This window comes from Paenibacillus sp. GCM10027629 (assembly GCF_042676425.1).
In the GTDB taxonomy this organism is placed as follows: Bacteria; Bacillota; Bacilli; order Paenibacillales; family Paenibacillaceae; genus Paenibacillus_K; species Paenibacillus_K terrigena.
This window is the reverse complement of record NZ_JBHTGZ010000012.1, coordinates 68,171-81,628: the sequence shown is the minus strand read 5'-3', so window position 1 is coordinate 81,628 and position 13,458 is coordinate 68,171. Positions and strand designations below refer to the sequence as shown.

Below are 13,458 nucleotides of genomic sequence, written 5' to 3'. Positions count from 1 at the left end.
TCAACGAGGGGATGGCATGCTGCCATCCCCAGAAAAGTGCAGGCGAACCTGATTATATCATTGCTTCAATGAGTACCTAGGATAATTAAACTTAGGAGGGTGAATGGGAGATGCTTTTTGCAAGAAGCAAATATTTTAGATTGAAGGTAGTGAGCGTGGTTATGATTGCAATGATGTTACAATCGGTAACGTCTATACCTGTTTTAAAAGCAGCATCAACAGTCACTTATACAGGCGAGGCGGCTCCTCCGGAGCACAAACTTTCGCTGTGGTATCGGCAGCCGGCAAGCAATTGGCAGTCACAAGCACTCCCTATCGGAAACGGTTACATAGGTGGTATGGTATTTGGCGGTGTGGATCAAGAGCGCATTCAATTTAATGAAAAAACGCTTTGGACAGGTGGTCCCAGATCTTCCGCATCTTATTCTTTCGGGAATAAGGATGGAGCTGCTTCTCATCTTGGAAGTGTTCGCTCAAAACTGGATTCGGGTGACATCCCCGGCGCCGGCACCGAGGCCAATACCTATTTAACCGGAGTCCAAACGGGGTTCGGCGATTATCAAAACTTTGGCGATATGTATTTTGATTTTAAATTGCCTTCTTCCATGACGATTAATAATTACCGCAGAGAATTGGATTTACAGGATGGAACCGCTAGAGTTTCCTATACTTACGACGGTGTTGACTACCTTCGAGAGTATTTTATCAGCTATCCGGATAAAGTTATGGTGATGAGGCTCTCAGCCAGCCAGAAGGGGAAAATATCGTTAGACGTTCGGCCGACTAGCGCCCAAGGAGGTGCGGTAACTGCAAGCGGCGATACAATTACAATCCGAGGCAGTGTCCGCGATAACCAAATGTTGTACGAATCCCAAGTGAAAGTGCTGAACGAAGGGGGAACGATAACGCCTGGTACCGGGAAAATCACAGTTGCTGGCGCGGATTCGCTTACAATTGTGCTTGCTGCAGGGACGGATTATATCAACAGTTACCCAACTTACAAGGGAGTCGACCCTCATGATCAAGTGACATCGACGATCCAAGCAGCCTCAAGCAAATCATACGATTTGCTAAAGAGCAATCATTTGAATGATTATCAGAATTTGTTTAATCGTGTGTCCTTGAATTTGGAAGAATCCACACCACAGATCCCTACGGATCAGCTTATATCTGGTTACAGCACGTCGAAGGATAAAGCGTTGGAGGTACTCTTTTATCAGTATGGCCGCTACCTGCTGATTGCATCTTCGCGTGCCGGTTCCCTTCCTGCAAACCTGCAAGGGATATGGAACAATTCGAATACGCCGCCTTGGGACAGCGACTATCACTTCAATATTAATGTTCAAATGAACTATTGGCCGGCTGAAGTAGCTAATCTGGATGAAACCATGGTTCCGCTAATCGATTATGTAGAATCTCTATTGTCCCCTGGCCGTGTGTCTGCCGAGAAGCATTATGGTGTAACGGGTGGAGGCTGGACGGTAAATACGATGAACAATCCGTTCGGGTTTACTGCACCGGGCTGGGATTTCTATTGGGGCTGGGCGCCATCGGCCAATGCTTTTATTGCCAACAATGTTTGGGATTACTATAAGTTTTCTGGTGACACAACCAAATTAAATCGCATCTATCCGATTTTGAAAGAAGCTTCGCAGTTCTGGACAAAGTATCTAGTCGCAGACTCGGACGGGACGCTGGTTTCTTCGCCTTGCTACTCGCCAGAACAAGGGGATATCAGCAAAGGCTGCGCGTTTGATCAGCAGCTGGTATGGGATTTGTTCACGAACACGATAGAAGCGAGTAAAACTCTCGGCATCGATGAATCATTCCGCAGTGATCTCATCGCCAAGCGTGATATGCTGTCTCCCGTTAAAGTCGGCCGATACGGTCAAATTCAAGAGTGGAAGCAGGACATCGACGATCCGAACAATACACATCGACATATATCTCAGTTGGTCGGTCTCTTTCCAGGCAAACAGATCAACAAAAATACGCCGCAGTGGTTGGAAGCTGCTATAGTGACCTTGTTACATCGTGGAGATGATGGCGGCTACGGCTGGGCTCTTGCCAACAAAATGAATCTATGGGCACGTGCGTCAGAGGGCACTCATGCTCATACCTTTCTAGAAGGACAGCTTAGCAAATACGTATTTAGTAACTTGTTTAATATTGGAGGACCCTTCCAAATTGATGGGAATTTCGGTGCGACATCCGGGATATCGGAAATGCTGCTTCAAAGCCACCTCGACAATATTGATATTTTGCCTGCACTGCCGTCGTCATGGACGACTGGAAGCTTCTCCGGTCTAAAGGTGCGCGGCGGATTTGAAGTAGGTGTATCTTGGACGCAATCCCGGGCAACGAACATTCAAATTAAATCGAATGCTGGAGTTACAGCTGTTGTGTACTACCCGAATATTAATGGGGCCACAGTTGTTGATCAGAACGGTACGTCGGTTACCTATACGGTTGTCAACAATGATCAAATCAAGTTCGATACGCATGCTGGTTCAACCTATACGATTCGTTCCATTCGACCTATGGATAACAAGATTAAAAGCATCCTAGCCCCAGCGGCGATAACGGGCGTGGCGATCGGAACGGCAAAGACAGCGAAAGCTCTAGGTCTGCCCAGCAATGTAAAGATGTTCACTAATGGCGGTATGGTGGATGCCAATGTGTCATGGGATATGAACGGCATTAGCTACGATCCGGCGGCAGTCACCGGGCAGACCTTCACCGTAACAGGAACCGTCATCCTGCCTGATGGCGTCAAAAACCCGAATAACGTACCATTGACCACAAATGTTCGCGTGACGGTCAATACAATTCCGAAGTCTCAAATGAAGGCAACAGCAACAAGCGAGGAAACAAGTAGCGGAAATGATCGGGCTTCCAACGCGATTGATGGAAACACACAGACGATGTGGCATACCAAGTGGGATAAGTCCGATGTTCTCCCGCAATCGATCACCTTGAATCTTGGCAGAAGCTATCCTATCAGCCAAGTCGCGTACTTGCCAAGACAATCCGGCCCGAATGGCATCATTACAGGCTATAATGTCTATGTCAGTGCAGATGGAGTAACCTTTACGAAGGTGGCAAGCGGTAATTGGGTGGGCGATAATGCTGTGAAATACGCGACTTTTGCATCGATTGATGCAGCCTATGTGAAGCTCGAAGCAACGGCTGGCGTCAATGGATGGGCATCTGCGGCGGAAATCAATGTATTAGTTGACACTACATCCGGGCCACAGGCGGTGATAACCGGGTCTGATAATGTGAGCCCTGGCCAAACGTTTAATCTAACGATGGGGTTGCGCAGTGTAACGCAAAGCGTATACCAGCGCATGTACGCGCAAGACGTTACCCTCCATTATGATAAGGCGAACCTGAGGTTCGATGCAGTAACATCCCTGAAGGACGGATTCCAGGTCATCGACCAGAAGGAGACGGAGCCGGGACTTATCAGGATTGTAACTGCCAACGTGGGGGCGAACGAAGGCGTGCCTGCCCAAGAGGATATGTTAAAGTTCAAATTTACGGTGAAATCCGACATTCAGGCAACCCAATCGTCTGTATCTGTAGGAAATATTGTTATTGCGAACGGTGAAGGGAACGAGCTGCAGGTTGCTGGATCCTCCCACGAGCTACAAATTAGCGTATCCGTAGATAAGACACTATTGAATACTGCGATCGCTACCGCTCAAACTAAGCATGATGCTGCCGTGGAAGGGAATGAGCATGGTCTGTACGTGATCGGTTCCAAAGCGAAATTGCAGTTGGCGATTGATGCAGCGCGTGCAGTTGCAAATGATCCGAATGCTGCTCAGAAGCAGGTGGACAGTGCGAAAGCCGAATTGGAAGCGGCCATTCAAACGTTTGAGAGCAACCGAATCTCCGCGGATATCAATGGAAAAGACGGTGTCACCGTTGGAGACCTGGCAATTGTCGCAGCTGCTTATGGTACGCAAGAAGGTCAGCCAGGCTGGATTGCGAAAGCGGACGTCAATCATGACGGTAAGATTGATATTGAAGACCTAGCAGTTGTAGCGAAAGCAATCTTGCGGATGGATCGATAATGCGGGAATCGCGAATAGTTTCCAGCATAAATTGGCTCGAACAGTTTGGCTGATTTTGCTAGCTTAGAATGAAAATGATTCTACGAATCGGAATAACCGTCTCGTGCAAGACGATGGCGGTTATTTCCGTTTACGTTTGCTTGTGTATATGTCCATTTTTTGGTATCATGAATCATGTACGATTTTAGTCCGAGTGGAGTGGAAGTTTTGAAAAAAAGTTTAAGCCGGTATGTTTTGACAGATGAAATTTATGCTCTATTAAAAGATCAAATTATCAATCACCAGATTGTTCCCGGGGAAAAAATAAATATCGATCAAGTAGCTCGTGAACTTGAGGTCAGCAATATTCCTATTCGCGAAGCGCTATCCAGATTGACTGCTGAGGGCTTGGTGAATATGGTGCCGTTTAAAGGCATGTATGCAACGGATATGACTCTGCAAGAACTGGACGAAATTTTTGAAATTAGAATGGAATTAGAATGCTTGGCTATTAGAAAAGCAGCTTCCAATATACCTAATTCTTTATTAGATGATCTGAAAATGGATATGGAGAGATGGTCTAACAAAAAGCCAGAGGAAAATACCGAGAAAATTAATTTGATCGCCGAGATGAACCAAAGTTTGCATGGTGTAATCCTCGATTACTGCTTGAATCATACCTTAAAAAACTTGATTACAATGTATATAGAGAGAATACAGAGATATTTAACGGTTATTCAAAAAAGAATGGATCAACAACTGATTGAAGAGGAATGGCATGAGCATATGCTGGTTATAAGTTGTTTGGCAACAAGGAATGTTGAGGAAGCGGAGCAAGCTTTGCTGAAGCATTTGATTAATTCTCACGCACGTACTAGAAGCTTCTTTATCTAATTTTTTTAATTATTATCATACATGATTAATGATATATTATAATGCGACTTTTTATAAAACGAATGGAGGCAAGCCTAAATGGTGCTGTCTGGTAAAACAGCCATCGTGACAGGTGGCGGATCGGGAATTGGTGAAGCGATTGCACGTTTATTTGCTGTTCAGGGCGCAAAGGTAGTCATTGCGGACTGGAATGAGAAGGAAGCCGTCCGTTTGGCAGATGAGTTAACGTCAATCGGGCAATACGCGACAGCGGTGAAGGCTGATGTTTCGAATGAAGAGGATGTTCGCGCGCTCATCCAAGAAACATTAAATAAGTTTGGTCACCTGGATGTCATTGTGAATAACGCTGCCGTTATTTTGCCTAAATATCTAGAGGATATTGAATTGGATGAATGGGACCGGCTGCTCAACATTAATTTGAAAAGTGTGTTCCTTATGATCAAGCATTCACTCGCCGAGCTAAGGAAAACGCGTGGAACCGTCGTTAATATGGCTTCGTTAAACGGTTTGGTTGGACAAAAGATGAATCCCGTATATGCCGCGACCAAAGGCGGAGTTATCGCAATGACGAAATCACTGGCATTAGACTATGCGACGGATGGAATTCGTGTAAATTGCATCTGCCCTGCCGGAGTCTCTACGTCACTATTACAACAGTGGATTCAAGAGCAGAATGATCCGACAGCAACCATTCAGAAGTTGAATGATATGCATGCGCTGGGTAGACCAGCTACTTCGGAAGAAGTAGCTCAAGCCGCGCTCTTCTTAGCCAGCCCTCAATCCGGTTTCGTTACAGGTGTAGCTCTTCCCGTTGACGGCGGAGCGTCACTTGGTTACTAAATATGTTTCGCATATACCAAACTTAGGAGATGGATCAGATGAAAATCACTAAAGTGGAAAGTTTTGTATTGCATGTACCGATTACACCACCGATCACAGATGCTATTAATGTTGCTACACACTGGGGGTTATCCGGTGTGCGCATTTTTACGGATGAAGGTTTTATTGGATACGGATATACAGGAACATGTGCAAATGGCGATGATATGATCGTTGATACGATTGATAAATACTATGCTCCTCTTTTAATTGGCAAAGATCCATTTATGGTCAAAGAGCTATGGGACGAGATGCGATTTGGAAAAATGCATTGGATCGGCCGATCGGGCGTCACGCATATGGCGCTGGCAGCTGTAGATATCGCGCTGTGGGACATTATGGCGAAAGCGTCGAATAAGCCGCTGTGGAAGTACCTCGGAGGAGCGAAGTCGAAATCAATTAAAGCCTACAATACGAACGGCGGCTGGCTCAACTGGACGCAGGAGCGTCTGCTAAAGGATGTAACGGATATTGTGGAGCAGGGCTTTACTGGCGTTAAGATCAAAGTCGGCAAGCCAGATCCGCGTGAAGACTACGATCGTTGTAAGGCTGTAAGGAAAGCAATTGGAGACGATGTCATATTCATGATCGACGTCAATCAGCAGTGGAACATTAATACAGCGATGACTTGGGGCAAGAAGCTTGAGGAATTCGAGTTGTTCTGGTTGGAGGAGCCATTAAATCCGGATGATATTATGGGACATAAAAAGTTGGCTGACGAGTTGAACGTTCCCATTGCTCTAGGAGAACATGTGTACAACAAATATGCGTTCAGGGATTACATTCACCAAGGCGCAGTCGAATATTGCCAGGTTGATGTCACTCGTGTAGCAGGTATTACGGAATGGCTGCAGGTGGCTGGTTTAGCTGCTTCGTATGATATCCCGATTTGTCCACACGTTGGCGATATGGGTCAAATCCACCAGCATCTTGTAGCCTCTACGCAAAATGCAATCATGTTGGAATATATCCCTTGGATACGTCACATTTTCGAGGAGCCTGCGACTGTAAAAGAAGGGCATTATGTGCTGCCTGAAATGCCTGGAGCTTCGACAACGATTTTGCCTAAGTTTTTTAATGAGTATCGCGTGAGATAAGTTTAAAGGCATTCAAGCTGAATAAAAAGGATGCGTACTATGGTGAAGCGATATGGAAATGTAATCAAGGTTAAACCAGAGAAACTCGAAGAATATAAAATGCTGCATGCTGATGTGTGGCCAGACGTACTCAAGATGATCCATGCGTGCAATATTCGAAATTATTCCATTTATTATAAAGACAGCTACTTATTTAGTTATTTTGAATACATCGGTGAAGATTTCAAGAAGGATATGGCTAAGATGGCAGCAGATCCTGTTACCCAAAATTGGTGGGAGTTATGCGATCCATGCCAAGAGCCATTGAAGGCACGGCTAGATGGAGAATGGTGGGCATCTATGGAGGAAGTCTTTCATACTGACTGAAGAATAACAAAAACTGTCGCATTTGCGGCAGTTTTTGTTATTTCACGCATCTAGTATATGAAAAACATTCTTTTCTTAAAGCTTTTACATATTTCCCATACCGTTCGGATGTATGTTAGCATGGACTTGGCATTAGAAGGAAGGAGCTCATCATGGTATCAAAGTCAGCTTTCCCATTATTACTACTCAACATGTTTCTCGCAAATTTAAGTATGGGTCTCGTTATTCCCATTCTCCCCGAGCTCCTTACATCGTTTCAGGCAGGTGGACAAGCGGCAGGATACTTGGTTTCCTGTTTTGGACTAACCCAATTTCTGTTCTCACCGGTTGCAGGCAATTTGTCAGATCAACGAGGGCGAAAACCTATGATAATTATAGGGTTGATTTTATTTGCTTTCTCGAATCTATTAGCCGCCTTAGCTGGCGATCTATCCTTGTTGTTCGTCTCAAGATTGATTGGCGGAATCGGTTCAGCAGCGCTTATCCCAGCCATTATCGCGTACGTTGCGGACATTACACCAGATCAAGAACGCAGTAAGGCAATGTCGTGGTTAGGCGCTTCTATGACATCGGGATTTATAATCGGACCCGGGGTGGGGGGATTACTGTCTGAGCTAGGCATCAAGGCGCCATTTTATGCTTCTGCGCTGGTCGGACTGCTCGCCATGATTTGCAGTCTGCGGATGCTGCCAGAATCGTTAACTCCGGACGTTCGCCGGTTGCGCCAGCAAACGAAGGAGAAGAAGGAGAATGTATTTCAGCAAATTGGCCGATCCATTCACTCACGCTATTTCATTTTATTACTTATTGTTTTTGCGATTTCCTTTGGCTTGACCCATTTTGAAGCGATTTTCCCGCTCTTCGTCGTACAGAGCTACGGATTCACGACACGTGACATTTCGATCCTGCTGACCGTATGTTCGTTAATCGCTACCGTCAATCAACTTGTGCTTACAGAACGAATCGCTCGTCGATTCGGGGAGAAACGGGTCATTGCGGCCATGCTCCTGTTATCTGCTGTTACATTAATCGGTTTGATCTTCTCAGGCAATTTCTTGTATGTCATGATCGTGACGATGTTATTCTTTACGTTCAACAATATTCTGCGTCCAATGATGAACAGCATGCTGTCCAAGGAAGCGGGGGATGAACAAGGTTTCGTCGCGGGCATGAACAACGCCTATTCTAGCCTTGGTACCATCTTCGGACCGATGCTTGCAGGAATTCTATTCGATGTTCATATCAATTTGCCTTACCTATTCGGTGCTTTCGTCTTGGTACTGAGCTGCTTTGTGTCGTTAACACGTCTTCGTAGTCAAAGTTATCGCACATCGCACGAATAGGGTACGTAAGCAGGGAATACGCAAGGTGAAAAAAAGCGAATCTAGCCATGGAGGGATAACAATCATGCAAGAGATGTATTGGCTTACAAATGTGAGATTGGAAAATGGACACATCGTTCAAGATGGCAACGTTGTAGGAACGAAGACGGATCTTTACCATTTACAAATTCATGCGGGAAAGATATCGAACATCTTGCCTGCGACAGAACCTTTGCCAGATGATGCAGGGCTTCGGAAGGATGCAAAAGGATTGCTCGCATTGCCGTCCTTCATAGAGAAGCATTGTCATTTGGACAAGACGCTGCTTGGCGACCGCTGGCGGCCCGTTCAACCGGCTGCTTCTATCGTTGAGCGATTCGAAATGGAGAAGCATACGCTTCCAACGCTTGCAACGACGATGAAGGAACGTGCCGAGGCGCTGCTTCACGTTCTTCTCCAAGCGGGCTCAACCCATGTACGCACGCATGTTGATATTTATCCCGAAGTCGGACTGCGTCACTTGGAGACGATCCAAGAAGCGTTCGCTGCATTCGATGGCAAAGTGTCATATGAAATCGTTGCTTTTCCTCAGCACGGACTCCTGCGGACGCAATGTTATGATCTCATCAAAGCTGCGGTACGTCAGGGCTGTGGCCTGGTCGGAGGCGTAGATCCGCATCATGTAGACGGAGACATGGAAAAATCACTGCATCAGATGATGGAGCTGGCTGTTGAAGGAAATGCCGATGTTGATCTTCATTTGCATGACGGAGGGCGGATCGGGCTCGATACGATCAAACGGCTGGCACAGCTGACAGAGCAAGCCGGATGGCAAGGACGCGTATCCATAAGTCACGCATTTGCTTTAGGTGACATGGAAGGACAAGAAGCAGATGATATCGCCCATCTGTTAGCCGAGAATGGCATGACGATCGTTACAAGCGTGCCGCTTGCCAGAACGATGCCGCCGGTTCCTTTTCTTCACCAGCATCGTGTGCCGGTAGCCGTAGGTTGCGATAATATTTTTGATTCGTGGTCTCCTTTTGGCAACGGGGATGTGCTTGAGCGTGCCGGCCGATTGGCAGAACGGTTCGGAAGCAGAACGGAGCGGGATTTGGCGCGAACATTACATTTTATTACCGGAGGAAAGACCCCGCTAGATGAAGAAGGTTACCAAGTATGGCCTAAAATGGGTGATGAAGCGAGCATCGTATTTGTCGAGGCAAGCTGCTCGGCAGAGACGATCGCTAGAAGATCGAAACGCCCAGCCGTGATGTATCAAGGCAATATCGTATCTGGATCGTTGTAGGCAGGGGATCATTTATAACACATTTAAGCCCGTCAAAGCGCACAAGCTTTGACGGGCTCTTTCTATTTCTCTGAAAGGGGCAATGGTTTTTCCTGCAGAATTTTCAGGTGTCAACTACTCCGATTATCCTTCCGATATTTTCTTGGGCCGCTTCAAGAACAGCGAGAAGAAAATACCAATGACAGTAATGATCGTCGCAACGACGAAGGCATCGTTAATTCCGCTGATGGTGGATGCTTTCGTCACCAATCCTCCAATGATCGATAACGTATAAGCGCCGCCCATTTCTGAAGGCAGTCCTGTAAGCGATGAGATGCCTGCACCCAAGTTTGCGAAGTTCTCGGATGCAATCGTATTGCTCAGCGTCAAATTGTTCGAATAGGATGCCACATGTTCAGTTGTTCTTGTCGACATGACCGTTACAAGCACTGCGGTTCCAAATGAACTGGCAACCTGACGCATCGTATTGGACACCGCCGTGCCATGACTCTTTAATTTTAGCGGCAGCGCATTGAGCCCCTCGGTCATGATCGTCATCATAATGAAAGAGATACCGAAGCTTCTTAACGCATAGAGCGTCATCAGGTGGTAATACGTCGACTCATCGGTTAACTTCGTGAACTGATAGGTTGTAATCGAAGTGATCAGTAATCCGATGATCGCGAGCGGCCTTACGCCGAATTTATCAAATAACGTACCCGAGATCGGCGACATCACACCCATCAGCAGTGCTCCAGGCAGCAGCAGCAACCCCGACTCCAAAGCGGTATAGCCCCGAATATTCTGAACATAAATCGGGAGTAGGAGCATCGCCCCGAACATCGCCATATTCACGATGACGCTTACGACGGTCGACATGGTGAAGGTGAGATTTTTGAATACCGTCAAATTCAAAAGAGGGCTGCTTGTGGTCAGCTCCCTTATGACGAAGAAGATGAGGAATAGGACTCCGACGATAATGGAAATATCCACGACAGGATCTCCCCAGCCTCTGCTTCCAGCCTCGCTAAGCCCATACAGCAGCGCTCCAAAGCCTACGGTCGATAAGACGGCCCCTTGCCAATCCAGCTTAGGGTAAGTGAGCTTCAGTATATTAGACAAATATTTGAACGTCAGGATGACTTCGATCGCGCCTAACGGAACCATGACAAAGAACAAGATGCGCCATGAAAAATGCTCCACCATGTAGCCTGCAAAGGTCGGTCCGAGCGCAGGCGCGAACATCATCGCAATCCCCATCATGCCCATGGCGCGCCCCATATGCTCGGGGGGGAAGATGCGCAGGAAGATATTGGTGACGAGCGGCATCAATACGCCTGCTCCAATGGCTTGCACGATGCGGCCGACCAATACAATGGAGAAGGTCGGGCCCAAGCCGCAAATGAAGGATCCGATCGTGAACATCGCCATCGCCATGGCGAACAGGATACGGGTCGAAATGGACTCCATCAGAAAGGCACTGATGGGAATCATAATCGCATTGGCCAGCATGAACCCTGTTGATAACCATTGAACCGTCGTCGTGGACACATTCAAATCCGTCATCATGTGCGGGATGGCAACATTCACCATGGTTTGGTTCAAGATCGCGATGAACATCCCCAGAATGAGAACGGTAACCGTGGGTGCTATACTTTTTTCGCTCATGTGCCCCCCCTTATTTATGGATACGTATAGATACGCTCATCCCGGGAACCAATCCGAGACCGCGATACCCGTCCAAAGTGATTTTGATAGGAATGACTTGCGTCACCTTCGTATAATTTCCTGTCGTGTTGGAAGTAGGTAGTAGAGAAAAGGTTCCGGCTGTTGCAAGCCCAATCTGATCGACCTTGCCTGTAAGGGCCGTACCTGGAAAAGAGTCCACGTACACATCTACGGTCTGATTCACTTTCACGTCGTTTATCAGAGTCTCTTTCACATTGGCGGTTACGTACAAGTCTCCTAGATCAAACGCTTTGGCGAGCGACATTCCGGCTCCGATAACGGTGTTGGCTGCGGCGTTCTGTTGGACGATCGTAGCCGAATGAGGCATCTTAATGGATACGTTGCCTTTGTCCGTGAGCACGGTGCCTAGATCTTGCCCCGCCGTATACGTATCGCCAACCTTGCCTCGCCAAGACTGCAGCAAACCTGGAGACGTTGAAGATATCGTGATTGCCTGACCATCCACCTTCGCGTTGTCCGTTGAAATAAAATTGATGGATTGATTATAGTAGTAGACGGCAACGGCACCTCCCCCTAACAGAACGAGAATAACCAAAATATTCACGATTACAAGTCGAGCGCTTTTCATTTCGATTGATTCCTTCCTTTTGCAGAGCAATTGTTAGTGTGTTGGGACTTAGTGTTTCGATAGCGGTTACCAATTATCCATAAAGATGGATAGTAATATGACGCTCGAGGAAAAGTATATAGCAGCAAGTAAGCGAAGTTGGAGGGAAAGCATGCATGAACATATATATCGTGTACGACAGCGAGGATGGCCATACGGAGGCCTTGGCGAAGGCAATAGCGCAAGGCGTACGGGACGTTCAAGGAGCCAATGCGCATCTGTACCATGTTGATCAAGCGGATGTTCATGATCTTGAGCGCATGGACGCGATCATATGGGGTTGTCCAGGGCATTTTGGCAGTATCAGCGCCGGTCTGAAGACGTGGATCGACAAATTAGGTTATTTATGGGCACACGGTAAGCTGGTGGACAAGCTGGGAGCAGTCTTCTGTACGATCGCGACCGAACATGGCGGAATTGAAGCTACGATGTTGAATTTGATTACGCCGATGCTTCACCAAGGCATGATAATCGTTGGATTGCCGGCTACGGTTCCCGAAAATGTGTTATATGGATCGTACTACGGCGTAGGGATCACTTGCCGCTTGGAAGAATCGCCAGACGATTCACCCAATTTACCGAGCGAGGATGAAATGGCCCTAGGAAAAGCATTAGGCGAACGCGTCGCGCGCTTAGCGGGCAAAATGACAGGCCGAGGGGTGAGATGATCGAATGCTCATTATCGGATATGGCATTGTGGCGCTTGTTGTCATTATCATCTTAATCATAGTGAACGTACGGCATGCGAATCGGTCATCTAGGCAAGGTTCTTCCACAACAACTGACTCCGTAACGAAGACAGAACCTGTTACTGAGACGGTAACGGAAGCCGAGTTGCACGAGGATTCTCCGCTTACCGATGAGCCTGTCACAAGCGTAAGTCAGGATACGCCAGTAGAACGGGAGGTTGTCTCGCCGTCTGCAGCAAATAACGCATCCTTCCGGCAATCGCTCAGGCAATTAAAACAAACTACGGAGAAAACGGATAACCGGCAGCCCACTAACTTTGGCAAGATGTCCGACGCCGATTACCGGAAAGCGATGCAAACCTTGCGGAATGCTTCCAAAAAAGAGTAGCCCTGAATTCGAAGAGGCCCTTCATCTACTATCTGAGTTAAAATTTATTTAGAAATCTATAATTGAGTAGGCTGCAGGAGCCTGCTCATTTTTTTGCCCGCGTGACGTATCGGCCATA

At 47.1% G+C, this 13,458-nt stretch carries 11 protein-coding genes; 9 read left to right on the top strand and 2 right to left on the bottom strand.

Going from position 1 to position 13,458, the window contains the following annotated elements; translation table 11 throughout:
- Positions 1–170: 170 nt before the first annotated feature.
- The 7 genes from ACFQZR_RS21085 (at position 171) to ACFQZR_RS21055 (ending at position 9,928) form a co-directional block, all read left to right on the top strand.
- Positions 171–4,082, top strand: coding sequence for a glycosyl hydrolase family 95 catalytic domain-containing protein (locus ACFQZR_RS21085; protein WP_379349611.1), 3,912 nt, complete (start codon positions 171–173; stop codon positions 4,080–4,082).
- Positions 4,083–4,316: 234 nt separating this feature from the next.
- The gene (locus tag ACFQZR_RS21080) at positions 4,317–4,955 is read left to right on the top strand and encodes a GntR family transcriptional regulator (protein ID WP_379349609.1); all 639 of its coding nucleotides are present in this window, start codon (positions 4,317–4,319) and stop codon (positions 4,953–4,955) included.
- Between the two features lie 78 nt (positions 4,956–5,033).
- Positions 5,034–5,795 carry an SDR family NAD(P)-dependent oxidoreductase gene (locus ACFQZR_RS21075; RefSeq protein ID WP_379349607.1) on the top strand — a complete coding sequence of 254 codons (762 nt, stop codon included), beginning with the start codon at positions 5,034–5,036 and terminating at the stop codon, positions 5,793–5,795.
- Between the two features lie 38 nt (positions 5,796–5,833).
- Positions 5,834–6,931: a mandelate racemase/muconate lactonizing enzyme family protein gene (locus tag ACFQZR_RS21070; protein ID WP_379349605.1), complete on the top strand. Its 1,098-nt coding sequence runs from the start codon at positions 5,834–5,836 to the stop codon at positions 6,929–6,931.
- Positions 6,932–6,970: 39 nt separating this feature from the next.
- Complete coding sequence (locus ACFQZR_RS21065; protein ID WP_379349603.1) at positions 6,971–7,297, top strand: L-rhamnose mutarotase; 327 nt, start codon at positions 6,971–6,973, stop codon at positions 7,295–7,297.
- A 152-nt stretch (positions 7,298–7,449) separates the two neighbouring features.
- Positions 7,450–8,640, top strand: coding sequence for an MFS transporter (locus ACFQZR_RS21060; protein ID WP_379349600.1), 1,191 nt, complete (start codon positions 7,450–7,452; stop codon positions 8,638–8,640).
- Positions 8,641–8,704: 64 nt separating this feature from the next.
- Entirely contained in the window at positions 8,705–9,928 is a 1,224-nt protein-coding gene (locus tag ACFQZR_RS21055) for an amidohydrolase (RefSeq protein ID WP_379349598.1), read from the top strand.
- A 123-nt stretch (positions 9,929–10,051) separates the two neighbouring features.
- Here ACFQZR_RS21055 and ACFQZR_RS21050 read toward each other — a convergent pair whose 3' ends face one another.
- Together ACFQZR_RS21050 and ACFQZR_RS21045 are read right to left on the bottom strand one after the other, a co-directional pair.
- Entirely contained in the window at positions 10,052–11,575 is a 1,524-nt protein-coding gene (locus ACFQZR_RS21050; RefSeq protein WP_379349596.1) for a DHA2 family efflux MFS transporter permease subunit, read from the bottom strand.
- Positions 11,576–11,585: 10 nt separating this feature from the next.
- Entirely contained in the window at positions 11,586–12,224 is a 639-nt protein-coding gene (locus ACFQZR_RS21045; protein ID WP_379349594.1) for an efflux RND transporter periplasmic adaptor subunit, read from the bottom strand.
- A gap of 155 nt (positions 12,225–12,379) precedes the next feature.
- Here ACFQZR_RS21045 and ACFQZR_RS21040 point away from each other — a divergent pair, with 155 nt between their 5' ends.
- Together ACFQZR_RS21040 and ACFQZR_RS21035 are read left to right on the top strand one after the other, a co-directional pair.
- Positions 12,380–12,931 (top strand): NAD(P)H-dependent oxidoreductase, encoded by a 552-nt coding sequence (locus ACFQZR_RS21040; RefSeq protein WP_379349592.1) that lies wholly within the window; start codon positions 12,380–12,382, stop codon positions 12,929–12,931.
- Between the two features lie 4 nt (positions 12,932–12,935).
- Positions 12,936–13,340, top strand: a complete 405-nt coding sequence (locus ACFQZR_RS21035) for a hypothetical protein (RefSeq protein ID WP_379349590.1) — start codon at positions 12,936–12,938, stop codon at positions 13,338–13,340.
- Positions 13,341–13,458: the final 118 nt, after the last annotated feature.

Bases quoted from the DNA above. Each gene is read 5' to 3' on its own strand.
- ACFQZR_RS21070 (WP_379349605.1), top strand. From the start codon at position 5,834: ATGAAAATCACTAAAGTGGAAAGTTTTGTATTGCATGTACCGATTACA.
- ACFQZR_RS21045 (WP_379349594.1), bottom strand. From the start codon at position 12,224: ATGAAAAGCGCTCGACTTGTAATCGTGAATATTTTGGTTATTCTCGTT.
- ACFQZR_RS21055 (WP_379349598.1), top strand. From the start codon at position 8,705: ATGCAAGAGATGTATTGGCTTACAAATGTGAGATTGGAAAATGGACAC.
- ACFQZR_RS21040 (WP_379349592.1), top strand. From the start codon at position 12,380: ATGAACATATATATCGTGTACGACAGCGAGGATGGCCATACGGAGGCC.
- ACFQZR_RS21075 (WP_379349607.1), top strand. From the start codon at position 5,034: ATGGTGCTGTCTGGTAAAACAGCCATCGTGACAGGTGGCGGATCGGGA.
- ACFQZR_RS21050 (WP_379349596.1), bottom strand. From the start codon at position 11,575: ATGAGCGAAAAAAGTATAGCACCCACGGTTACCGTTCTCATTCTGGGG.
- ACFQZR_RS21065 (WP_379349603.1), top strand. From the start codon at position 6,971: ATGGTGAAGCGATATGGAAATGTAATCAAGGTTAAACCAGAGAAACTC.
- ACFQZR_RS21035 (WP_379349590.1), top strand. From the start codon at position 12,936: ATGCTCATTATCGGATATGGCATTGTGGCGCTTGTTGTCATTATCATC.
- ACFQZR_RS21060 (WP_379349600.1), top strand. From the start codon at position 7,450: ATGGTATCAAAGTCAGCTTTCCCATTATTACTACTCAACATGTTTCTC.
- ACFQZR_RS21085 (WP_379349611.1), top strand. From the start codon at position 171: ATGATGTTACAATCGGTAACGTCTATACCTGTTTTAAAAGCAGCATCA.